The following is a 22,021-nucleotide window of genomic DNA, read 5'->3' on the forward strand; positions in this document are numbered from 1 at the left end:
TTTATCAAAGTTTGGTCAAGGACAGGCCGGCCCAGGTGGCGAGCAGCCCGCCGAACACGCTGATGCCGAGGTACCCGAAGGCGACCAGGGCCTGCCCGCTTTCCAGCAGGCGCAGCGTATCCAGTGAAAAGGATGAAAAGGTCGTCAGACCGCCTACAAAGCCGACAATCAAGCCGGCGCGAATTTCAATCGGTACTTCCGGGCGCAACAGGAACCAGCCGTACAACAACCCGATGATCAGGCAACCCACCAGGTTGACCGCCAGGGTCGCCGCATAAAAATGCTTCGGCCAATTGGCGCTCACCCAAGTACCAGTGGCGAAACGCAATAATGTACCAGCGATGCCGGCTGCGGACACGGCAAGAATCGTCTTGAACACTACTTTCTCCGCTGTTTGGGGCTGAGGCGGTCGAGTTGGGCGAGGTGATTGAGCTTTTCACCGATCTTCAGCTCCAGGCCGCGGGGCACCGGCTGGTAGAACGGCTGCGGCTCAAGCTCGTCGGGGAAATAGTCTTCGCCGGCGGCATAGGCGTCCGGCTCATCATGGGCATAGCGGTATTCATCACCGTAGCCCAGTTGTTTCATCAACTTGGTCGGCGCATTGCGCAGATGCAGCGGCACTTCGAGGGAGCCGTGTTCGGCGGCCGCACGTAGGGCGGACTTGAAGCCCATGTACACCGCGTTGCTTTTCGGCGCGCAGGCCAGGTACGTGATGGCCTGGGCCACCGCCAGCTCACCTTCCGGGCTGCCGAGGCGCTCCTGCACTTCCCAGGCCGCCAGGCACAGGCTCAGGGCGCGCGGGTCGGCGTTGCCGATGTCTTCACTGGCCATACGCACCACGCGGCGCGCCAGGTACAGCGGGTCGCAGCCGCCGTCGATCATGCGCGCAAACCAATACAGCGCGCCGTCCGGGTTGGAGCCGCGCACGGATTTGTGCAGCGCCGAAATCTGGTCGTAGAAGGCTTCGCCGCCCTTGTCGAAACGCCGACGCGTATCGCCGAGCAGGCTTTGCAGCAGGTCGACGCCAATCTCGCTGCCGTCTTCGGCCAGGTCGGAGGCGTTCTCCAGCAGGTTGAGAAAGCGCCGGCCATCACCATCGGCGGCGCTTAGCAGAATCTTGAAGCCTTCATCGCTGAGGCTCAGTTGGCGCTTGCCCAAGCCCTTGTCTTCGCTCAGGGCGCGGTGCAACAGCTTTTGCATCGCGGCTTCATCGAGGCTCTTGAGCACATAGACCCGCGCCCGCGAGAGCAACGCATTGTTCAATTCAAACGAAGGGTTTTCGGTGGTGGCACCGATAAAAATCAGCGTGCCATCCTCGACATAGGGCAAAAACGCATCCTGCTGCGACTTGTTGAAACGATGCACTTCGTCGACAAACAGGATGGTGCGCTTGCCGTACTGTCCGGCCTGCTGCTTGGCCACCTCGACGGCCTGGCGGATCTCCTTGACCCCGGCCAGCACGGCCGAGACCGTTTCGAAGTGTGCATCCGAGACTTTTGCCAGCAGCCGCGCCAGGGTGGTCTTACCCACGCCCGGCGGCCCCCAGAAAATCATCGAGTGCAGCGCACCCTGCTCCAGGGCTTCGCGCAAAGGCTTGCCGCGAGCGAGCAGGTGTTCCTGACCGACGTACTCATCCAGGTTGGTCGAGCGCAGGCGCGCGGCCAAAGGCTGGGCAATCGGGTCACTTCGAAACAGATCCATGGGCAGCGCTTGAAACCTCTGGGCAGTTTATTCCTGGATCACGTCGGCACCCTTGGGGATGTCGAACTTGAACTTGGACGCCGGTACCGGCTGGTTGGCCTTGACCCCGGAGAACAGGATATCGGTGCGCTGGCCGACGCTGTCGACCAGGCGCATGTTATTGATCACGCCGTTGCCGAACGACAGGGACAGCGTGTCAAACAACGTGTCCTTGGATTTCGGCTTGAGGGTGAACTCGATCACGTTGCTGGTTTGCTTGGAGGTGATGTCGAAGCTGTCGTTGATTTTCGACACATCGCCCGACAGCAGCAGCGCCGGCGTCTGGTTCAGGCGCGGGTCGAGCTTCTTGATGGTCGCCTGCTCCAGGTCCGGGTCCCACAGGGTGACTTTCTGGCCGTCCGAGACGATGGTCTGCTCGGCCTTGCCTTCGGTGTGCCAGTAGAATAACCCTGGGCGCTGCACGGCCATCTCGCCGGCGGTTTCCTGCAACTGGGTGCCACCGGCATCCAGGGTGAGCTGGGAGAAGCGCGCAGTCAGGGTCTGGGATTTGTCCAACAGGTTTTTCAGGCTGGCGACGGAGGCCGGGTCAGCGTGGGCCGAAACAGCGGTCAGGGCCAGTGCCGGCAACAACAGCATGCGGATAAGACGCATGGGAGTCCTCATTGAGTCGTAAGGGCGCGCCGCGTGCTGCCACGCGGCACGGAATCAGTCGCGCATCTGCCCGGGGGCGATGACTTCGCGCGAGCCGTTGGTGTTCATTGCAGTGACGACGCCAGCGTTTTCCATGGCTTCGATCATGCGCGCAGCGCGGTTATAGCCGATCTTCAGCTTGCGCTGCACCGCAGAAATCGAGGCGCGGCGGCTTTCCAGCACGAACGCCACGGCTTCGTCATACAGCGCGTCGGTTTCGGCATCATCGTCGCCACCGCTGCTACCACCGTCGAAGCCGCTGCCGGCCTCTTCGACACCGGCGAGGATGTCGTCGTTGTATTCGGGCGCGCCACGCAGCTTCCAGGCCTCCACCACGCGGTGCACTTCATCGTCGGAGACGAAGGCGCCGTGGACCCGGATCGGCAGGCTGGTACCCGGCGGCATGTAGAGCATGTCACCGTGGCCCAGCAGTTGCTCGGCACCGCCCTGGTCGATGATGGTCCGTGAGTCGATCTTGCTCGACACCTGGAACGCCATGCGGGTCGGGATGTTGGCCTTGATCAGGCCGGTGATCACGTCCACCGACGGACGCTGGGTGGCGAGGATCAAGTGAATACCGGCCGCCCGCGCCTTCTGGGCGATACGCGCGATCAGCTCTTCGACCTTCTTGCCGACGATCATCATCATGTCGGCAAACTCGTCGACCACCACCACGATGGTCGGCAGCTTGCTCAACAGCGGTGCTTCGTCGTGGATACTTTCGCGCTTGTACAGCGGGTCGGTCAGCGGCGTGCCGGCGTCCTGGGCTTCCTTGACCTTGGCGTTGAAGCCCGACAGGTTACGCACGCCCATCTTCGCCATCAGCTTGTAGCGGCGCTCCATCTCGGCAACGCTCCAGCGCAGGGCGTTGGCGGCGTCCTTCATGTCAGTGACCACCGGGCAGAGCAGGTGCGGAATGCCTTCATAGATCGACAGTTCGAGCATCTTCGGGTCGATCATGATCAGCTTGGCGTCTTCCGGGCCGGACTTGAACAGGATCGACAGGATCATCGCGTTCACGCCCACCGATTTACCCGAACCGGTGGTACCGGCCACCAGCAGGTGAGGCATTTTGGCGAGGTCGGTGATCACCGGCTTGCCGCCGATGTCGTGGCCCAGGGCCAGGGTGACCGGCGACTTGAAGTTGTCGTATTCGGGCGTCGACAGCACTTCGGAGAAGCGCACGATCTGGCGATCTTCGTTGGGAATCTCGATACCCACGGTAGTCTTGCCCGGGATCACTTCCACCACGCGCACGCTGGTCACGGCCAGGGAGCGCGCCAGGTCCTTGGCCAGGTTGGAAATGCGGCTGACCTTGACGCCGGCAGCCGGCTGGATTTCGTAACGGGTAATCACCGGGCCGGGATGGATCGAGTCCACCGACACCTCGACGCCGAATTCCTTGAGTTTGATTTCCAGCAGATGGCCGACGGCCGCCAGGGACTCAGGGGAATAGTTGAGCTGTTTCTTTTCGGCCGGGTCGAGGATCGAGATCGGCGGCAAGGTGCCTTCCACGGCGCTGTCGACAAACAACGGCGCCTGTTTCTCTTTCTGCACGCGGTGGCTTGGCTCGGCCGGCTTGGGCGGCGCCGGGGCGATCACCGGCGGCACCTGCTTCTCGCGGTCCGACATGTGCTTGCTCAGGGCCTGCTCGCGTTCGATCAGGCGTTCCTTGACCTTGGCCTGCTCACGGCGGTCCGGTGTGCTTGGGGCCACCACTTCGTTGACGCGGGTATCCACCTCGCGCAACTGGGCCACCATGCGCTTGCGTTCGACCCGGGCGGCCCACCAGCGGTTGGCAGCGCCCTGGAACAGCTCCAGCAGGTCGAGGGTGATCTTGCCCGTCACGTCCATCACCTTGAACCACGACAGGTCGGTGAACACGGTGAGGCCAAACAGGAACAGCGCGATAAACATCAGGGTGCTGCCCTGGATATTCAGGGTCTTGCGCGCCAGGTCGCCGAGGCTCTCGCCCAGCGCCCCACCCGCGCCCGCCGGCAGGCCGGTGGGTGCGTGGAAATGAATATGCGCCAGGGCGGCACCGGACAGTACCAGGAATACCAGGCCGATCAGGCGCCACGAAAACAGCCAGCCGCTCCACTGCCACGGCTCATGACGCTGGCGGAAGATCTGCCAGGTCTTGATCGCCAGTAACAGCGGGAAGATATAGGCGAAGTAACCCAGCACCATGAACAGGATATCGGCGCTGTAGGAACCGGCAGGCCCACCGAAGTTCTGCACGTCTTCGATCTTGCTGTTGTGGCTCCAGCCCGGATCGTCCTTGCCATAGGTGAGCAAGGCCATCATCAGGAACAGGCACAGCGCGCCGATAGCGATCAGCGCGCCTTCCTTGAGTCGATAGTGCAGGTGCTGGCGCCAGGCCGGCACGACGGCTGCTTTAGGTGTTGCGGCGGATTTCTTCAAAACGGGTCTTTTCCTGCGCCTGTTAGCGCGTCCATCTGTTGAATAAGTGCAAATACTGCCCAATCCGAGCAGCTGAAAAATGAACGAACGTCGTGGAATCTACTTTTAACACTGGGCGATTGCTGGATGAAATGGCGATAACGCCACAATGGCCGCATTGTACGGGTTTGTGTTGCGGTTGCCACGCCACTTGGCTTTCTTCAGGCAGCATAGCCAATTGTGTGTCACAACATGTTCAATTTGAGCATGCATTGTCTTTGCTGACAAAGGCTTATGAGCTGTTTTTACCAATCCAGGCAAGCTTGGCAAATGGCCTGCATGGGCCAGACCCGATTACGACCACGCCTCACGCAGAGAGTTGCAGAAACACCCGCTCACGCTTATGCACGCCAACAGCCGATTCGGGCTGGCCCCACAGCGCTGCGTCGACAATAATCACACCCCTTGGGGCAGGCGATCCGCCTGCCACTCCCCTCCCCTTCCGCAAGCCTGGATGCCATGCTGACCTGGTTACAACGCGACTCACTGACATTTCCCCCGCTGGCCAAGGCCATGCGTGAACCCAATGGCCTGCTCGCCGCCGGTGGCGACCTGTCGGCCGAGCGACTGGTGCAAGCCTACCGCCACGGTTGCTTTCCCTGGTTCTCGGAGGGCCAGCCGATCCTCTGGTGGTCGCCGGACCCGCGCACCGTGATATTCCCCGACGAGCTGCATGTCTCCCGCAGCCTGGGCAAACTATTGCGCCAGCAGCGCTATACCGTGACCTTCGACCAGGACTTTGCCGCCGTCATCCAGGCGTGCGCCGCGCCGCGTGCGTATGCCGATGGCACCTGGATCACCGAAGGTATCCAGCGCGCCTATCTGGAACTGCATCAGCGCGGCTATGCACATTCGGTTGAGGTATGGGACGAAGGCGTGCTGGTGGGCGGACTGTATGGCCTGGCGATGGGCCAGCTGTTTTTTGGCGAATCCATGTTCAGCCGTGCCGACAATGCCTCGAAATTCGGCTTTGCTACATTGACCCGGCAATTGCAGGCCTGGGGCTTTGTACTGATCGACTGCCAGATGCCCAATGATCACCTGCATAGCCTGGGTGCTCGCGCCATTCCTCGCAGTGAATTTGCCGATTTCCTACAAGACCACCTGGACCAACGCAATTCCGGGCCATGGGTTTCTTAGGCGACATCCGCACACCTGGCTTACACTTATTTCAAAGCTTATCCGAGGGTTGATCATGACCGAGTTGGCGCGCTTGAAGTTTTATGCCACTCAACCCCACTCTTGCAGCTATCTGCCCGACGAGCAGGCCACCACGCTGTTCCTCGACCCCAGCCAGCCAATGGATGTGCACGTGTATGCCGATCTCTCGGAAATGGGTTTTCGACGCAGCGGCGATCATCTGTACCGGCCCCACTGCCAGAACTGCAATGCCTGCGTGCCGGCACGCATCCCCGTGGCGCAGTTTCTGCCGGACCGCAATCAGAAGCGCATCCTCAAGCGCAATGCCGACCTGACGGTGGCAGCTGCCAAGCCACGATTCACCGAAGAGTATTTCGACCTGTACCAGCGCTATATCGAGCAGCGCCACGCCGACGGCGATATGTTCCCACCCAGCCGCGACCAGTTTTCCACCTTCCTGGTGCGTGACCTGCCGTTCTCGCGCTTTTACGAATTTCGCGCGGACGGCCGTCTGGTGGCCGTCGCCGTGACCGATTTGCTGCCTAACGGCCTATCAGCGGTCTACACCTTCTACGAGCCAGCCGAAGAGCGTCGCAGCCTTGGGCGCTTTGCAATCCTCTGGCAAATCGGTGAAGCACTGCGCCTGGAACTGGAGGCGGTGTACCTCGGATACTGGATCAAGAACTGCAAAAAAATGAACTACAAGACCCAATATCGCCCCATAGAACTGCTGATTAATCAAAGATGGGTCACGCTTAACTAGAACCCCTTGGCTTAAACACCCTTTTTCGGGCACAATGCACGCCGCTTTTGCCTGGCGCAGTTGCACCGGGCCATTCACTGGATACCGAGGGCTTTACTGCATGTCGAAAGAAGACAGCTTCGAAATGGAAGGCACTGTCGTCGACACCCTGCCCAACACCATGTTTCGTGTGGAGTTGGAAAATGGGCACGTCGTAACCGCGCATATCTCCGGCAAGATGCGCAAGAACTACATTCGTATTCTTACCGGTGACAAAGTGCGCGTCGAGCTGACGCCCTATGACTTGAGCAAAGGGCGCATCACTTACCGCGCTCGCTAAGCAAGTCAATACAAAACGCCCGGTTATGCCGGGCGTTTTTGTGTGCATGGGATTTCTCCAACACCAAGGGATCCTGTGGGAGGGGGCAAGCCCCATTCTGAGAATTGCATTTCAAGACAGCAAAAAGGCGCCTTTCGGCGCCTTTTGCGTTATTGCAGAACGATCAGGCCATTTCAGCCGTGGTTTCGAACTCGAAGGTCAGCTCGCCATCCTTCAGGTCGATATGCACCACGCCACCATGGTCGGAAAGCTCGCCAAACAGGATCTCTTCGGCCAGCGGCCGCTTGATCTTGTCCTGGATCAGGCGCGCCATCGGGCGAGCGCCCATTGCCGCGTCGTAGCCACCTTCGGCGATCCAGCTGCGTGCCGCTTCCGTGACATCCAGTTGCACGCGCTTGTCTTCCAACTGCGCCTGAAGCTCGGTGAGGAACTTGTCCACCACACTCTTGATGACCTCATGGCTGAGGCGACCAAACTGGATAATGGTGTCCAGGCGGTTACGGAACTCCGGCGTGAAGCTCTTCTTGATCACTTCCATCGCATCGGACGAGTGATCCTGGTGGGTAAAGCCGATCGAAGCCCGCGCGGCCGTCTCGGCACCGGCGTTGGTGGTCATGATCAGGATGACATTGCGGAAGTCCGCCTTGCGCCCGTTATTGTCGGTCAGGGTCCCGTGGTCCATTACCTGCAGCAGCAGGTTGAAGACTTCCGGGTGGGCCTTCTCGATTTCATCGAGCAGCAGTACGCAATGGGGCTGCTTGGTAATCGCCTCGGTCAACAGGCCGCCCTGATCGAAACCGACATAGCCCGGAGGCGCACCGATCAGGCGCGACACGGTGTGACGCTCCATGTATTCGGACATGTCGAAGCGCACCAGCTCGATCCCCATGGCCTTGGCCAATTGCCGAGCCGCCTCGGTCTTGCCGACACCGGTAGGACCGGCGAACAGGAACGAACCGACAGGCTTGTCCGGCGACTTGAGGCCCGCACGCGACAGCTTGATCGCGGTGGACAGCGCGTCGATCGCTGCGTCCTGGCCGAACACGGTGAGCTTGAGGTCGCGCTCCAGGTTACGCAGCAGCTCCTTGTCGGAACTGTTGACGTGTTTTGGCGGAATCCGCGCGATCTTCGCGACAATGTCCTCGACCTGAGGCACGTCGATGCGCTTCACACGCTTCTCGACCGGCTGCAGGCGCTGGTAGGCCCCTGCCTCGTCGATCACATCGATGGCCTTGTCCGGCATGTGCCGGTCATTGATGTAGCGCGACGCCAACTCGGCGGCCGCACGCAGCGCCTCATCGGTGTACTCGATGCCGTGGTGCGCTTCAAACCGCCCCTTGAGCCCGCGCAGGATGCCGATGGTGTCTTCGACCGACGGCTCGGACACGTCGACTTTCTGGAAGCGACGCGCCAGGGCACGGTCTTTCTCGAAGATGCCGCGGAATTCCTGGAAGGTGGTCGAGCCGATGCAGCGGATATCACCCGACGACAGTAACGGCTTGAGCAGGTTGGAGGCGTCCATCACACCACCGGATGCCGCACCGGCACCAATGATGGTGTGGATCTCGTCGATGAACAGGATCGCCTGCGGGCGTTTTTTCAGCTCGCCGAGCAGGGCCTTGAAGCGCTTCTCGAAATCGCCACGGTACTTGGTCCCGGCGAGCAACGCGCCCAGGTCAAGGGAGTAGACGACACTATTGGCCAGCAGGTCCGGCACCTGGTTGTCGACGATGCGCTTGGCCAGGCCTTCGGCAATCGCGGTCTTGCCCACGCCCGCCTCACCCACCAGCAACGGGTTGTTCTTGCGACGGCGCGCCAGGATCTGCGCTACGCGCTCCACCTCAAGCTCACGCCCCACCAACGGATCGATCCGCCCCTGGCGCGCCAGCTCATTGAGGTTGCTGGCATAGGCATCCAGCGGGTTGCTTGAAGAAGAAGACTCACCGCCCTCGTCGTCCTGCATATCCTGCTCACCCTCGGAATGATCGCCGTGCCCAGGCACCTTGGAGATACCGTGGGCGATGTAGTTGACGACATCGATACGGGCAACGCTTTGCTGCTTGAGCAGGAACACTGCCTGGCTTTCCTGTTCGCTGAAGATCGCCACAAGCACATTGGCGCCTGTGACTTCACGCTTACCGGAGCTCTGTACGTGGAAAACAGCACGCTGCAATACCCGCTGGAAGCCCAGGGTTGGCTGGGTCTCACGGTCCTCGTCATGCACGGGGATCAGTGGCGTGGTGGAGTCGATAAACTCCTGCAGGTCATGCTTGAGCTTGTCGAGATTGGCGCCGCACGCACGCAGAACCGTGGCGGCAGCTTCGTTATCCAAAAGTGCCAGCAGCAGGTGTTCGACGGTCATGAATTCATGACGCTTCGAACGAGCCTCCTTGAAGGCAAGATTGAGGGTGACTTCGAGCTCGCGGTTTAACATAGCTTCACCTCATACCCAAGTGGTCGGCGTTAACCGTCCTTCTCGATTTCACAGAGTAGCGGATGCTGGCTTTCCCTGGCGTACTGGTTGACCTGCATGGCCTTTGTCTCGGCGATGTCACGGGTAAACACTCCACATACTGCCCGTCCTTCTGTGTGAACGGCCAGCATTACCTTGGTCGCCAACTCGCGGTTCAGGTTAAAAAACACCTCGAGCACTTCGACCACGAAATCCATCGGTGTGTAGTCATCGTTGAACAAAACCACCTTGTACATCGGCGGCGCCTGTAAAGCAGGCTTGGCCTCCTGAACAGCAATGCCTGCAGAACCGTCGTCATCGTGTTCGTGATCCGGTCGATCCTGATTGAATGTTAGTCGAATCTGGCTGATTGCATGCATGGAAAGAAAGGTTCGTCAGTGGTTCAAATACAGTGGTGGGGGCGACCTGTCAGATTTTCAACTCCTGACCACTTGGTCGCCTTGACTATCGGCAAATCGGTGTTACAACCAATAGAACCCACAGTGGGTAAAAAAGGTCCGCGCAGTCAACCTTATTTATTCGGGTTAGGACGGATAAACTGGATGATACTCCAGTGATGGAGTCTGGTGCAGAGGGAAATGGGTATGTCTGGCGTCAAGATCAGTGGCAAGGTCAAGTGGTTCAACAATGCCAAGGGATATGGCTTTGTTAATGAAGACGGTAAAACCGAGGACCTTTTTGCGCACTATTCAGCGATTAACATGGATGGGTACAAAACGCTGAAGGCGGGCCAAGCTGTGAGCTTTGAAATCATTCAAGGACCGAAAGGGCTGCACGCCGTGAATATCGGTGCAGTGAAAGCCGAAACATATGAAAAAAACACGCCATCAACCGCTCATAACGAAAAGAAACAAACGGCCTGACACCCCGCGAAGCGAGTGACATGCGATAAAAAACCGGCCACCCGATCGACTTGGGTTGGCCGGTTTTTTTTGTACCAGGCTTTTACATGTGAGAAATCAACGCATCCCCAAAGCCCGACGAAGACACCAGCTTCGCGCCATCCATCAGGCGTTCGAAGTCATAAGTCACGGTCTTGGCCGAGATAGCACCGTTGGTGCCCTTGATGATCAAGTCGGCCGCTTCGGTCCAGCCCATATGACGCAGCATCATTTCCGCCGACAGGATCAATGAACCCGGGTTGACCTGGTCCTTGCCCGCATACTTGGGCGCAGTACCGTGGGTCGCCTCGAACATGGCGACGGTGTCGGACAGATTGGCACCCGGCGCAATCCCGATACCGCCCACCTCTGCCGCCAGGGCGTCGGACAGGTAGTCGCCGTTCAGGTTGAGGGTCGCGATCACGTCATACTCGGCCGGACGCAACAGGATCTGCTGGAGCATGGCATCGGCGATGGCATCCTTGACCACTACATTCTTGCCGGTCTTCGGGTTCTTGAACTGCATCCACGGGCCGCCATCCAGCAGGGTCGCACCGAATTCTTCAGCCGCCACTTCGTAGGCCCATTCCTTGAAGGCCCCTTCGGTGAACTTCATGATGTTGCCTTTGTGCACGATAGTCAGCGAGTCGCGATCGTTATCCACTACATATTGCAGGGCCTTGCGCGCCAGGCGCTTGGTGCCTTCCAGCGATACCGGCTTGATACCAATGCCGCAATCCTGATCGAAACGAATCTTGGTGACGCCCATTTCCTCCTTGAGGAACTTGATGACCTTTGTCGCTTCCGGCGAGCCGGCCTTCCACTCGATCCCGGCGTAAATATCTTCGGAGTTTTCGCGAAAGATGGTCATGTCCACATCGCCTGGTTTCTTGACCGGGCTGGGCACACCTTCGAACCAGCGCACCGGGCGCAGGCACACGTAGAGGTCGAGTTGCTGACGCAGGGCCACGTTCAGCGAACGAATGCCGCCCCCTACCGGAGTGGTCAGCGGGCCCTTGATGGACACCACGTAATCCTTGACCGCATCCAGGGTTTCCTGGGGCAGCCAGGTGTCCTGGTCGTAGACCTGGGTCGCCTTCTCGCCGGCGTACACCTCCATCCAGGAGATCTTGCGCTTGCCGCCGTAGGCCTTTTCAACAGCTGCGTCGACCACCTTGATCATCACCGGACTGATGTCGACGCCAATACCATCACCTTCGATATACGGGATGATCGGTTGGTCAGGAACATTGAGAGAATGGTCTGCATTGACGGTGATTTTGTCGCCGACTGCCGGAACCTGAATCTTCTTGTATCCCATGCTGAACTCCATCTATGGATTGAACATCTGGCTGCGTTCGAGCCTACTCCAGATAAATGGCGACTGAAACCTCGCGCCATGCTCATTTGCATCGAAAACAGCATAAATTGTCGCCTACAAGCCTGAAAGCAAAGGGAAAAGCGCCAATCTTGAGCACTTCGTGCGACTTTAGGCGTAACCCGGTACCTGCGACCTTTAGACCAATGGACGACACACCTTTTGTATGAAGGCTCGGCGTAAGCATAGCGACCTATGTATAATGCCGCCGCTGACCAAAGAGTCACGATGGCAGACCGCTCTGGAACAGGGCCCTCCGCTACAAAGCAGGACTAATACAATAGTCCACCCGCTTGACGCTCGACTGATGCAACCCAACATCACCGCGAAGAAACCTCGACCTTTCGCTCATGGATGACTTTGAACGAACGCGCTCCACCCGGCGCATCTCGAGTTTCTGCGCACGCTTTCAGCAAAGAAGAGAGTTAATCCGAATATGCCCACCCGCTCGAAGATCATCTACACCTTCACCGACGAAGCCCCAGCCCTCGCCACCTATTCACTGCTGCCTATCGTAGAGGCCTTCACCGCTTCCGCTGATATTGCCGTGGAAACCCGCGACATCTCCCTCGCAGGGCGCATCCTCGCAAGCTTCCCCGAGCAACTGGGCACCAAGGCCGTACCGGACCACCTCGCCGAACTGGGCGACCTGGCCGTTACCCCTGAAGCCAACATCATCAAGCTGCCTAACATCAGCGCCTCGACCCCGCAGCTGCAAGCGGCGATCAAGGAACTGCAGGCCCAGGGCTACGCCCTGCCGGACTACCCGGAAACCGTAACCACCGACGCGGAAAAAGAAACCCGTGCACGTTACGACAAGGTCAAGGGCAGCGCCGTGAACCCGGTACTGCGCGAAGGCAACTCCGACCGCCGCGCGCCGCTGTCGGTCAAGAACTACGCTCGCAAGCACCCGCACAAGATGGGCGCCTGGGCTGCAGACTCCAAGTCCCACGTTGCCCACATGAGCAACGGCGACTTCTACGGCAGCGAAAAAGCCGTGCAGATCGAAGCCGCTGACGCTGTCAAGATCGAGCTGGTCGCCCAGGACGGCACCACCACCGTCCTGAAAGAAAAGACCAGCGTCAAGGCCGGCGAAATCATCGACAGCGCGGTACTGAGCAAGAACGCCCTGCGCAGCTTCATCGCCGCTGAAATTGAAGACGCCAAGAAACAAGGCGTGCTGCTGTCGGTCCACCTGAAAGCCACCATGATGAAGGTCTCCGACCCGATCATGTTCGGCCAGATCGTTGCCGAATTCTATAAAGACGCCCTGGCCAAGCACGCAGACGTGCTGGCACAAATCGGCTTCAACCTGAACAACGGCATCGGCGACCTGTACGCCCGCATCAAGGCCCTGCCGGCCGAGCAGCAGGCGCAGATCGAAGCTGACATCCAGGCGGTCTACGCCGCTCGCCCTTCCCTGGCGATGGTCAACTCCGACAAAGGCATCACCAACCTGCACGTGCCGAGCGACGTGATCGTCGACGCCTCGATGCCGGCCATGATCCGTGACTCCGGCAAGATGTGGGGCACCGACGGCCAGCTGCACGACACCAAGGCCGTGATCCCGGATCGCTGCTACGCCACCATCTACCAGGCGGTGATCGAAGAGTGCAAGGCCAACGGCGCCTTCGACCCTACCACCATGGGCAGCGTGCCAAACGTTGGCCTGATGGCGAAAAAAGCCGAAGAGTACGGCTCCCACGACAAGACGTTCCAGGTCAAGGCTGACGGCGTCGTCCGCGTGACCGACAGCAAGGGCAACCTGCTGATGGAACAGAAAGTCGAAGCCGGCGACATCTTCCGCATGTGCCAGACCCAAGACGCGCCGATCCAGGACTGGGTCAAGCTGGCCGTCAACCGTGCCCGCGCCAGCAACACCCCGGCCATCTTCTGGCTGGACCCCAAGCGTGCACACGACGGCGTCGTGGTCGAGAAAGTCCAGGCCTACCTGAAAGACCACAACACCGAAGGCCTGGACATCCGCATCATGTCGCCGGTCGACGCGATGAAGTTCACCCTGGAACGTACCCGCAAAGGCCTGGACACCATCTCGGTGACCGGCAACGTACTGCGCGACTATCTGACCGACCTGTTCCCGATCATGGAACTGGGCACCAGCGCCAAGATGCTGTCGATCGTGCCGCTGATGAATGGCGGCGGCCTGTTCGAAACCGGCGCCGGCGGTTCGGCGCCGAAGCACGTGCAACAGCTGCTGGAAGAGAACTTCCTGCGCTGGGATTCCCTGGGTGAGTTCCTGGCCCTGGCCGCTTCCCTCGAGCATTTGGGTGTGACGTACAACAACCCGAAAGCCCTGGTGCTGTCCAAGACCCTGGACCAGGCCACCGGCCAGTTCCTCGACAACAACAAGTCGCCATCGCGCAAAGTCGGCAACATCGACAACCGCGGCAGCCACTTCTACCTGGCGCTGTACTGGGCCCAGGCCCTGGCCGCCCAAACCGAAGACACTGCACTGCAAGGTCAATTCAGCGAACTGGCCAAGACCCTGGCCGCGAACGAAGCAACCATCGTTGCCGAGCTCAATGCCGTACAGGGCAAGCCAGTGGACATCGGCGGCTACTACGCGCCGAACCCGGAGCTGACCAGCAAGGCCATGCGCCCAAGCAACACCCTCAATGCGGCGATTGCCAAGTTGAAGTAAGGTTGTAGGGATGCATCACAAACCCCGGCCACGTGCCGGGGTTTGTGTTTTCAGGGTTTATGCAACACCGTATTCCTCGCGCCATGCGGCCTCGATAATCGCCAGGAACTGCGGTTTGTACCAAGGCTCCCAGCCCGGCCTCTGCTTGAGTTCAACCCCAAACCCCGGCAGCGCAGGCAAATGCGCGAGCGCTTCGACGTTTTTCAAGCCCGGCACCTGGGCAAACCAGGGTAAAAGCGTCACACCGACTCCCGCCTGGACCGCTGAACGCAGCGACATCAAGTCTTCAGACTCATACACGCAGCGCCACCTGATGCCACTCTCCTCCAAACGCCGAATCGCCAGGCTCCTGAACACGCAGGGCGCCTTGAACAGCGCCAGCGAAACTTCCTGCCCTTCCATGGGGGCTGCCGCACACTCGCCACCCAGCCACATCAACGAAAGTGCATGCAAAGGCACGCCAGCGACTTTTGGCAACTCATCAATCATCAGGCCAATATCGATTCGTCCTTCACTGAACGCCTCCGCGAGCAACAGGGAACGCGCGACCTTGACCACAATTCGCACTGAAGGTAATTCAAGCGCCAGAGCAGGAATAACGCGCTGCAGGATTTCCTCGCTGAAATATTCGGGAATACCCAGCGTCACGGACTCTTGAGTGCGACTGGCATCAAACAGGCTCCCCACTTTGTCGTTGACGCTGACCATTTGCTGGGCATAGCCGGTCAAGCGCTCTCCTTCGAGGGTGAGCAACACCTGCCGATTGTCGCGGGCAAAAAGCTCGACACCCAGCAAATCCTCAAGTCGTCGAATTTGCTGGCTGATTGCCGGCTGGGTCAGGCTCAACGCTTGCGCGGCCCGGGTGAAACTGCCCAGTTCTGCGACCTTGAGGAAACTGCGCAGCGACTGAATATCAAGATTGACTCTCATGCCACCCCCATGGGAGTGAGTAATTATTCCCTGCCATTAGTGCAAGGCGCCCGCTATACCTGTCAAGACTACCTACTTGGCGCGCACATGATTCATCCAATAAACCCCTGCCCCTGAAACAACAAACCCTACAATCGCCACCCCACTCGGCACCTCACCCAACACCAACGACGCCATGATCTGCGTGACCGCCGGAATCACATGAAACAAGTTCGTCGCCTTACTCGCCTCCCCGCGTCGAATCATCAAATACAGCAGCGTCAGCGCACCCACGGAGTTCATCAGCGTGATCCAGGCCACCGACGCTGCGAATGGAACCCACTCGGTGACCTGCATGGTTTCAGTGGTGTATGCCAGCAGCAACATGACCAACGACGCGGTGACCATCTGAATGAAACACCCCACCCATAGATTCACCCCGCCCAGAAAGCGCTTCTGGTAGAGCGTGCCAAGCGTGATACCCAATAGCGCCAAGCCCACCGCGCCGTAACCACCCACTGACGCCTCGGAGCCAAAAAAGCTGCTGGCCACGACGATGGCCACGCCGCCAACACCCAGGATCGAACCCGGCAGGTCGCGCCAGCTCAATTGTTCACCCAGGCAGAAATAGGCACCGATCACCACGAACACCGGCATCAGCCCGACGATCAATGCCGCCTGCCCTGCGGGAACGCCTTGGCTGATGCCGGCGTAAAGGCCGCCGAACTGCAGGGCCTGCAACAGCAGTCCCACTGTCGCAGCATGGAGGTAGGGGGCAAGTCGTTTAGGCCATTGCGCCTTGATGGCGAGTGCAACGCCCAGGAACACCAGGGCAGCCAGGGCAAACCGATAGAACGTCATGGTGAAGGGCTCGCCATAACGCACACCGTACGCACCGCCGATGTAGCCGGAACTCCAGAGCAGGATGAAGACAATGGGCAGTGGCGATGTAAGGCGTACTTCGTAGCTTTTATCGGCAATAGGGTTCATGACACTCTCCAAACTGAGGGTTCTGGAGAGATAAGCTGCGCCAGGCGCTGAAATCGGTAAAATCATAAAATGTCAGGCGCATCATGCAGATTGCTTATGCATCATCCTTGTGGGAGGGGGATTGCCCCCTCCCACACTGCTGTAATCCTGCTCCAAGACTGCGCTGCATTCAGAATCGAGAGGCATCCCATGACCTGGCAACCCCACATCACCGTCGCCACCATCGTCGAAGACAACGGCAAGTTCCTGATGGTCGAAGAACTCAAGGGCGGCCGCGCCGTGCTCAACCAGCCTGCCGGCCACCTCGACCCAGACGAGACCCTGACCGAGGCCGCCGTGCGCGAAACCCTCGAAGAAACCGGCTGGGACGTGGAAGCCACGGGTATCGTCGGCATCTACCTGTACACCGCACCCAGCAACGGGGTTACCTATCAACGCGTCTGCTTTATTGCCAAGGCACTGAAACACCACCCGGACTATCAACTGGACGAAGGCATCCTGCGCGCCCACTGGCTGAGCCGTGACGAGCTGATGGCCGTGCGCGACGACTGGCGTAGCGAGCTGATCATCCGCTGTATCGATGATTATCTGGCCGGCCAGCGTCACAGCCTGGAATTGATCCGCCCTTCTCTTTAGCCTTGCGGGCCCAGGCCTGTTAGAATCGCGTCCTTTTTCAAGACACCCGTTGAAACCCTATGCGTGATCCAGCCCCTTCTGACACACAAAAGAAGCGCGTCATCGTCGGCATGTCCGGCGGCGTGGATTCTTCCGTTTCCGCCGTTCTGCTCATGGAGCAGGGTTATGAGGTGGAAGGCCTGTTCATGAAGAACTGGGAAGAAGACGATGGAACGGAATATTGCACCGCCATGGACGACCTCGCGGACGCCCAGGCCGTGTGCGACAAAATTGGCATCAAGCTGCACACCGCCAACTTCGCCGCCGAGTACTGGGACAACGTGTTCGAGCACTTCCTGGCCGAATACAAGGCTGGTCGCACGCCGAACCCGGACATCCTGTGCAACCGCGAAATCAAGTTCAAGGCGTTCCTCGACTACGCCATGATCCTTGGCGCCGACCTGATTGCCACTGGCCACTACGTGCGTCGCCGCGACATCGATGGCCGTACCGAACTGCTCAAGGGCCTGGACCCGAACAAGGACCAGAGCTACTTCCTGCACGCCGTCGGCGGTGAACAGATCGCCAAGACCCTGTTCCCGGTGGGCGAGCTGGAAAAGCCCGAAGTGCGCAGGATCGCCGAGCAACACGGCCTGGCGACCGCCAAGAAGAAGGATTCCACCGGGATCTGTTTTATCGGCGAGCGCCGTTTCAGCGACTTCCTCAAGCAGTACCTGCCGGCGCAACCGGGCGAGATCAAGACCACCGACGGCGAAGTGATCGGCCGTCACCATGGCTTGATGTACCACACCATCGGCCAGCGCCAGGGCCTGGGCATCGGCGGCTTGAAGGATGCCGGCGAAGAGCCGTGGTACGTGCTGGTCAAGGACCTGGAGCACAACGTGCTGATCGTCGGCCAGGGCAATGAACACCCGCTGCTGTTCTCGGGCGCGCTGCTGGCCTCGGAGATCTATTGGGTCAACCCGATCGACCTGAGCACCCCGCGCCGCCTGACGGCCAAGGTGCGCTATCGCCAGGGCGACCAGCCCTGCACCCTGGAAAAAACCGCGACGGGCTACCGCGCCACCTTTGATGACCCGCAACGTGCGGTCACTCCTGGCCAGTCCGTGGTGTTCTATGACGGCGAAATCTGCCTGGGCGGCGGCGTGATTGAAGTCGCCGAAGCCTGGAGCAACCCGGCATGAGCCCGACCCAGGAGCAATTGACGGCACTCGGCGGGGTATTTCTCTCCGCCGTGCTGGTGGACAAGATCGCCAAGACCGGCCAGGTCACCGAAGCCGGCCTGACCTGCATGCTCGGCAGCCTGCTGATCCGCGACCCCAAGGACACCCTGGAAGTCTACGGCGGCGACGACCTCGCACTGCGTGAAGGTTATCGCGCCCTGATCGGCGCCCTGGAGCGCGACCCCAGCACCTTGCAGCGCGAGCCGCTGCGCTACGCCCTGTCGATGCTCGGCCTCGAGCGCCAGTTGGCCAAGCGCGAAGACATGCTGGAAACCATCGGCAAACGCCTGCCACAGATCCAGTCCCAGGTAGAACACTTCGGCCCGGCCCACGAAAACGTGATCGCCGCCTGCGGTGCGCTGTACCAGGACACCTTGAGCACCTTGCGCCAACGCATCCAGGTGCACGGCGACATGCGCAACCTGCAGCAACCGAACAACGCCTCGAAAATCCGCGCACTGCTGCTGGCCGGTATTCGGTCGGCGCGGTTGTGGCGGCAATTGGGCGGTCATCGTTGGCAGCTGGTGATCAGCCGACGCAAATTGCTCAAAGAGCTTTACCCGTTGATGCGCAACGAATAAGTCGCACCGACAGGCTATTTTCAAGCCGTTACGCGTAATACGCCGGTCAGTTGGCAACGGACCGGCGAATTTTTTCATGTATGATACGCGCCCCATTTCGTTGCCCGACTGTCCGAGAACACCCCATGCAGCTCTCTTCGCTCACTGCGGTTTCCCCTGTTGACGGCCGCTACGCCGGCAAAACCCAGGCCCTGCGCCCTATTTTCAGCGAATACGGCCTGATCCGTGCTCGCGTACTGGTTGAAGTGCGCTGGCTCCAGCGCCTGGCCGCTCACCCCGCCATCAGCGAAGTACCGGCGTTCTCCGCCGAAGCCAACGCTGTACTCGATGCCCTGGCGGACAACTTCTCCCTGGAGCACGCCGAGCGTGTGAAAGAGATCGAGCGCACCACCAACCACGACGTCAAGGCCATCGAATACCTGCTCAAGGAGCAGGCGGCCAAGCTGCCGGAACTGGCCAAGGTCAGCGAATTCATCCACTTTGCCTGCACCAGCGAGGACATCAACAACCTGTCCCACGCCTTGATGCTGCGCGAAGGCCGTGATGACGTGATGCTGCCGCTGATGCGCCAGACCGCCGAAGCCATCCGCGAGCTGGCCATCCGTTTCGCCGACGTGCCGATGCTGTCGCGCACCCACGGCCAGCCGGCGTCGCCGACTACCCTGGGCAAGGAACTCGCCAACGTGGTGTACCGCCTGGAGCGCCAGATCGCTCAAGTCGCCGCAGTCCCACTGCTGGGCAAGATCAACGGCGCTGTCGGCAACTACAACGCCCACCTGTCGGCCTACCCGGAGATCGACTGGGAAGCCAACGCCCGCGCCTTCATCGAAGACGAGCTGGGCCTGGGCTTCAACCCGTACACCACGCAGATCGAACCGCACGACTACATCGCCGAGCTGTTCGACGCCATTGCGCGCTTCAACACCATCCTGATCGACTTCGATCGCGATATCTGGGGCTACATCTCCCTGGGCTACTTCAAGCAGCGCACCATTGCCGGTGAAATCGGTTCGTCGACCATGCCGCACAAGGTCAACCCGATCGACTTCGAAAACTCCGAAGGCAACCTCGGCATCGCCAACGCCCTGTTCCAGCACCTGGCCAGCAAGTTGCCGATCTCCCGCTGGCAGCGCGACCTGACCGACTCCACCGTACTGCGCAACCTCGGCGTGGGCTTTGCCCACAGCGTGATCGCGTACGAAGCCAGCCTCAAAGGCATCAGCAAACTGGAGCTCAACGCGCAGAAAATCGCCGCTGACCTGGACGCGTGCTGGGAAGTGCTGGCCGAGCCGATCCAGACCGTGATGCGCCGCTACAACATCGAAAACCCTTACGAGAAGCTGAAAGAGTTGACCCGTGGCAAGGGCATCAGCCCTGAAGCACTGCAAACTTTCATCGACGGCCTGGACATGCCAGCCGCGGCCAAGGCCGAGCTGAAACTGCTCACCCCGGCCAACTACATCGGCAACGCTGTAGAGCAAGCCAAGCGCATCTGATTAGCGCAAGCCCCCCTTGAGACGCCCGGCCGCGCCGGGCGTTTTTATTTCAGTCTGAAAAGTGCTTTTTTTCAATAGGTTACACATGAATCCTGATATCCCTCTTCAACTTCTGGGCGGCATCACGGCACGGGAATTCCTGCGCGACTACTGGCAGAAAAAACCACTGCTGATCCGCCAGGCGATCCCTGACTTCGAAAGCCCGATCGACGCCGACGAACTCGCCGGCCTGGCCCTGGAAGAAGAAGTCGAATCGCGCCTGGTGATCGAACACGGCGAACGCCCGTGGGAACTGCGCCGCGGCCCCTTCGCCGAAGACGCCTTCAGCACCCTGCCTGAGCGTGAGTGGACCCTGCTGGTACAGGCGGTCGACCAGTTCGTGCCGGAAGTGGCCGAGTTGCTGGAGCAGTTCCGCTTCCTGCCAAGCTGGCGCATCGACGATGTGATGATCAGCTTTGCCGCACCCGGCGGCAGCGTAGGCCCGCACTTCGACAACTACGACGTGTTCCTGCTGCAGGCCCAGGGCAAGCGCAACTGGAAGATCGGCCAGATGTGCAGCTCCGAAAGCCCGCTGCTGCAACACGCCGACCTGCGCATCCTCGCCGAATTCGAAGAAAGCGCCGAATGGGTGCTGGAACCGGGCGACATGCTCTACCTGCCGCCACGCCTGGCGCATTTCGGCATCGCCGAAGATGACTGCATGACATACTCGGTGGGCTTTCGCGCCCCAAGCGCCGCCGAAGTGCTGACCCACTTCACCGACTTCCTCGCCCAGTACCTGACCGACGAAGAGCGCTACACCGACGCCGACGCGCAGCCGGTCAGCGACCCGCACCAGATCCAGAGCGACGCCCTCGACCGCCTCAAGAGCCTGCTGGCCGAGCACATGAGCGACGAGCGCATGCTGCTGACCTGGTTCGGCCAATTCATGACCGAGCCGCGCTACCCGGAACTGGTGGCGGGCGAAGAACTGGGCGAAGACGACTTCATCAACAGCCTGCAGGACGGTGCGATCCTGGTGCGCAACCCAAGCGCGCGCATGGCCTGGTCGGAAGTCGACGATGACGTCCTGCTGTTCGCCAGCGGCCAGAGCCGTTACCTGCCGGGCAAACTGCGCGAACTGCTGAAACTGGTCTGCGCCGCCGATGCCCTGCACGCCGAAAACCTCGGCGAATGGCTGTTGGACGAAGACGCCCGCGACCTGCTGTGCGAACTGGTCAAGCAAGGAAGCCTGGGGTTTGCCGATGAATAGGATTCACGTAGGTGTCGCGGACTGGCATAAGGATATCGCCGAGATTCGGCGCATTCGTGAAGCGGTATTTATCGCTGAACAATCGGTTCCACCTGAGCTTGAGTGGGATGCGGACGACGCAGACGCAGTGCATTTCCTTGCATTCGAAGGCGACTTTCCGATTGGTACCGCGCGCCTGCTGCCCAGCGGCGAGATCGGCCGGGTGTCGGTACTCAAGGACTGGCGCGGGCTGAAGGTCGGCGACAAGCTGATGGAAGCGGTGATTGGCGTGGCCGAGCAACGTGGCCAGACCAAGCAGTTCCTGAGCGCGCAGGTGTATGCGGCGCCGTTCTATGAGCGACTGGGCTTCAAGATCGTCAGCGAGGAATTCCTGGAAGTCGGGATTCCCCATGTCGATATGGTGCGCGGGGCCTGATCCCTGCTGTAAGGGCTTGCCTGTGGTGAGCCAGCTTGCCTGTGGTCCT

The 22,021-nt window shown here is 60.1% G+C and carries 20 protein-coding genes; 11 read left to right on the top strand and 9 right to left on the bottom strand.

Going from position 1 to position 22,021, the window contains the following annotated elements:
• Window positions 1–4: 4 nt before the first annotated feature.
• Genes crcB through BLW22_RS17700 form a run of 4 tightly spaced genes read right to left on the bottom strand, consistent with a single transcriptional unit; the run spans window position 5 to window position 4,815 of the window.
• Window positions 5–379 (bottom strand): fluoride efflux transporter CrcB, encoded by a 375-nt coding sequence (gene crcB / locus BLW22_RS17685; protein WP_027606345.1) that lies wholly within the window; start codon window positions 377–379, stop codon window positions 5–7.
• Complete coding sequence (locus BLW22_RS17690) at window positions 379–1,701, bottom strand: replication-associated recombination protein A (RefSeq protein WP_027606344.1); 1,323 nt, start codon at window positions 1,699–1,701, stop codon at window positions 379–381. Before BLW22_RS17690 ends, crcB begins: the two co-directional genes overlap by 1 nt.
• Before the next feature lie 27 nt (window positions 1,702–1,728).
• A complete protein-coding gene (lolA, locus tag BLW22_RS17695) occupies window positions 1,729–2,352 on the bottom strand; it encodes an outer membrane lipoprotein periplasmic chaperone LolA (protein ID WP_016975527.1) in 624 nt (207 codons plus the stop codon).
• Between the two features lie 54 nt (window positions 2,353–2,406).
• Window positions 2,407–4,815 carry a DNA translocase FtsK gene (locus BLW22_RS17700; RefSeq protein WP_065927074.1) on the bottom strand — a complete coding sequence of 803 codons (2,409 nt, stop codon included), beginning with the start codon at window positions 4,813–4,815 and terminating at the stop codon, window positions 2,407–2,409.
• Window positions 4,816–5,313: 498 nt separating this feature from the next.
• Here BLW22_RS17700 and aat point away from each other — a divergent pair, with 498 nt between their 5' ends.
• The 3 genes from aat to infA all read left to right on the top strand — a co-directional run bounded on the left by aat (window position 5,314) and on the right by infA (window position 7,076).
• Window positions 5,314–5,994: a leucyl/phenylalanyl-tRNA--protein transferase gene (gene aat, locus BLW22_RS17705; RefSeq protein WP_065927073.1), complete on the top strand. Its 681-nt coding sequence runs from the start codon at window positions 5,314–5,316 to the stop codon at window positions 5,992–5,994.
• A gap of 55 nt (window positions 5,995–6,049) precedes the next feature.
• Window positions 6,050–6,757, top strand: a complete 708-nt coding sequence (locus tag BLW22_RS17710) for an arginyltransferase (RefSeq protein ID WP_027606340.1) — start codon at window positions 6,050–6,052, stop codon at window positions 6,755–6,757.
• A gap of 100 nt (window positions 6,758–6,857) precedes the next feature.
• A complete protein-coding gene (gene infA, locus BLW22_RS17715; protein WP_002553999.1) occupies window positions 6,858–7,076 on the top strand; it encodes a translation initiation factor IF-1 in 219 nt (72 codons plus the stop codon).
• 163 nt (window positions 7,077–7,239) lie between these two features.
• Here infA and clpA read toward each other — a convergent pair whose 3' ends face one another.
• Window positions 7,240–9,510 carry an ATP-dependent Clp protease ATP-binding subunit ClpA gene (clpA, locus tag BLW22_RS17720; RefSeq protein ID WP_027606339.1) on the bottom strand — a complete coding sequence of 757 codons (2,271 nt, stop codon included), beginning with the start codon at window positions 9,508–9,510 and terminating at the stop codon, window positions 7,240–7,242.
• A gap of 29 nt (window positions 9,511–9,539) precedes the next feature.
• Window positions 9,540–9,908, bottom strand: a complete 369-nt coding sequence (gene clpS, locus BLW22_RS17725) for an ATP-dependent Clp protease adapter ClpS (RefSeq protein ID WP_010567912.1) — start codon at window positions 9,906–9,908, stop codon at window positions 9,540–9,542.
• A 225-nt stretch (window positions 9,909–10,133) separates the two neighbouring features.
• Here clpS and cspD point away from each other — a divergent pair, with 225 nt between their 5' ends.
• Complete coding sequence (cspD, locus tag BLW22_RS17730) at window positions 10,134–10,412, top strand: cold shock domain-containing protein CspD (protein ID WP_074848197.1); 279 nt, start codon at window positions 10,134–10,136, stop codon at window positions 10,410–10,412.
• A gap of 82 nt (window positions 10,413–10,494) precedes the next feature.
• On the opposite strand, the gene icd is transcribed toward cspD, so the two are convergent.
• Window positions 10,495–11,751, bottom strand: a complete 1,257-nt coding sequence (icd, locus tag BLW22_RS17735) for an NADP-dependent isocitrate dehydrogenase (RefSeq protein ID WP_027606337.1) — start codon at window positions 11,749–11,751, stop codon at window positions 10,495–10,497.
• Between the two features lie 493 nt (window positions 11,752–12,244).
• On the opposite strand from icd, the gene BLW22_RS17740 reads away from it, so the two are divergent.
• On the top strand, window positions 12,245–14,470 hold the full coding sequence (locus tag BLW22_RS17740) for an NADP-dependent isocitrate dehydrogenase (RefSeq protein WP_065948350.1): 2,226 nt from the start codon (window positions 12,245–12,247) through the stop codon (window positions 14,468–14,470).
• A 57-nt stretch (window positions 14,471–14,527) separates the two neighbouring features.
• Here BLW22_RS17740 and BLW22_RS17745 read toward each other — a convergent pair whose 3' ends face one another.
• Complete coding sequence (locus BLW22_RS17745; protein WP_065927071.1) at window positions 14,528–15,400, bottom strand: LysR family transcriptional regulator; 873 nt, start codon at window positions 15,398–15,400, stop codon at window positions 14,528–14,530.
• Between the two features lie 72 nt (window positions 15,401–15,472).
• A complete protein-coding gene (locus BLW22_RS17750; RefSeq protein ID WP_074847173.1) occupies window positions 15,473–16,369 on the bottom strand; it encodes a DMT family transporter in 897 nt (298 codons plus the stop codon).
• A gap of 189 nt (window positions 16,370–16,558) precedes the next feature.
• Between BLW22_RS17750 and BLW22_RS17755 the strand changes: the two genes are divergently transcribed.
• The 6 genes from BLW22_RS17755 (at window position 16,559) to BLW22_RS17780 (ending at window position 21,972) form a co-directional block, all read left to right on the top strand.
• Complete coding sequence (locus tag BLW22_RS17755; protein WP_074847174.1) at window positions 16,559–17,005, top strand: NUDIX hydrolase; 447 nt, start codon at window positions 16,559–16,561, stop codon at window positions 17,003–17,005.
• A 59-nt stretch (window positions 17,006–17,064) separates the two neighbouring features.
• Window positions 17,065–18,189 carry a tRNA 2-thiouridine(34) synthase MnmA gene (gene mnmA / locus BLW22_RS17760; protein ID WP_065927068.1) on the top strand — a complete coding sequence of 375 codons (1,125 nt, stop codon included), beginning with the start codon at window positions 17,065–17,067 and terminating at the stop codon, window positions 18,187–18,189.
• On the top strand, window positions 18,186–18,809 hold the full coding sequence (gene hflD / locus BLW22_RS17765) for a high frequency lysogenization protein HflD (protein ID WP_027606331.1): 624 nt from the start codon (window positions 18,186–18,188) through the stop codon (window positions 18,807–18,809). The genes mnmA and hflD overlap by 4 nt, the downstream gene beginning before the upstream one ends.
• A 125-nt stretch (window positions 18,810–18,934) precedes the next feature.
• On the top strand, window positions 18,935–20,305 hold the full coding sequence (gene purB / locus BLW22_RS17770) for an adenylosuccinate lyase (protein ID WP_065927067.1): 1,371 nt from the start codon (window positions 18,935–18,937) through the stop codon (window positions 20,303–20,305).
• An 85-nt stretch (window positions 20,306–20,390) separates the two neighbouring features.
• Window positions 20,391–21,557, top strand: coding sequence for a ribosomal protein uL16 3-hydroxylase (locus BLW22_RS17775; protein WP_027606329.1), 1,167 nt, complete (start codon window positions 20,391–20,393; stop codon window positions 21,555–21,557).
• Window positions 21,550–21,972 carry a GNAT family N-acetyltransferase gene (locus BLW22_RS17780; RefSeq protein ID WP_065927066.1) on the top strand — a complete coding sequence of 141 codons (423 nt, stop codon included), beginning with the start codon at window positions 21,550–21,552 and terminating at the stop codon, window positions 21,970–21,972. The genes BLW22_RS17775 and BLW22_RS17780 overlap by 8 nt, the downstream gene beginning before the upstream one ends.
• The last annotated feature ends 49 nt before the right edge of the window (window positions 21,973–22,021 follow it).

This window comes from Pseudomonas marginalis (assembly GCF_900105325.1).
GTDB lineage: Bacteria > Pseudomonadota > Gammaproteobacteria > Pseudomonadales > Pseudomonadaceae > Aquipseudomonas > Aquipseudomonas marginalis.

What these genes read in the sequence shown, in the direction of transcription:
- BLW22_RS17690 (WP_027606344.1), bottom strand. Translation starts at nt 1,701, where the DNA reads ATGGATCTGTTTCGAAGTGACCCGATTGCCCAGCCTTTGGCCGCGCGC.
- lolA (WP_016975527.1), bottom strand. Translation starts at nt 2,352, where the DNA reads ATGCGTCTTATCCGCATGCTGTTGTTGCCGGCACTGGCCCTGACCGCT.
- aat (WP_065927073.1), top strand. Translation starts at nt 5,314, where the DNA reads ATGCTGACCTGGTTACAACGCGACTCACTGACATTTCCCCCGCTGGCC.
- BLW22_RS17710 (WP_027606340.1), top strand. Translation starts at nt 6,050, where the DNA reads ATGACCGAGTTGGCGCGCTTGAAGTTTTATGCCACTCAACCCCACTCT.
- infA (WP_002553999.1), top strand. Translation starts at nt 6,858, where the DNA reads ATGTCGAAAGAAGACAGCTTCGAAATGGAAGGCACTGTCGTCGACACC.
- clpA (WP_027606339.1), bottom strand. Translation starts at nt 9,510, where the DNA reads ATGTTAAACCGCGAGCTCGAAGTCACCCTCAATCTTGCCTTCAAGGAG.
- clpS (WP_010567912.1), bottom strand. Translation starts at nt 9,908, where the DNA reads ATGCATGCAATCAGCCAGATTCGACTAACATTCAATCAGGATCGACCG.
- cspD (WP_074848197.1), top strand. Translation starts at nt 10,134, where the DNA reads ATGTCTGGCGTCAAGATCAGTGGCAAGGTCAAGTGGTTCAACAATGCC.
- icd (WP_027606337.1), bottom strand. Translation starts at nt 11,751, where the DNA reads ATGGGATACAAGAAGATTCAGGTTCCGGCAGTCGGCGACAAAATCACC.
- BLW22_RS17740 (WP_065948350.1), top strand. Translation starts at nt 12,245, where the DNA reads ATGCCCACCCGCTCGAAGATCATCTACACCTTCACCGACGAAGCCCCA.
- BLW22_RS17745 (WP_065927071.1), bottom strand. Translation starts at nt 15,400, where the DNA reads ATGAGAGTCAATCTTGATATTCAGTCGCTGCGCAGTTTCCTCAAGGTC.
- BLW22_RS17750 (WP_074847173.1), bottom strand. Translation starts at nt 16,369, where the DNA reads ATGAACCCTATTGCCGATAAAAGCTACGAAGTACGCCTTACATCGCCA.
- BLW22_RS17755 (WP_074847174.1), top strand. Translation starts at nt 16,559, where the DNA reads ATGACCTGGCAACCCCACATCACCGTCGCCACCATCGTCGAAGACAAC.
- mnmA (WP_065927068.1), top strand. Translation starts at nt 17,065, where the DNA reads ATGCGTGATCCAGCCCCTTCTGACACACAAAAGAAGCGCGTCATCGTC.
- hflD (WP_027606331.1), top strand. Translation starts at nt 18,186, where the DNA reads ATGAGCCCGACCCAGGAGCAATTGACGGCACTCGGCGGGGTATTTCTC.
- purB (WP_065927067.1), top strand. Translation starts at nt 18,935, where the DNA reads ATGCAGCTCTCTTCGCTCACTGCGGTTTCCCCTGTTGACGGCCGCTAC.
- BLW22_RS17775 (WP_027606329.1), top strand. Translation starts at nt 20,391, where the DNA reads ATGAATCCTGATATCCCTCTTCAACTTCTGGGCGGCATCACGGCACGG.
- BLW22_RS17780 (WP_065927066.1), top strand. Translation starts at nt 21,550, where the DNA reads ATGAATAGGATTCACGTAGGTGTCGCGGACTGGCATAAGGATATCGCC.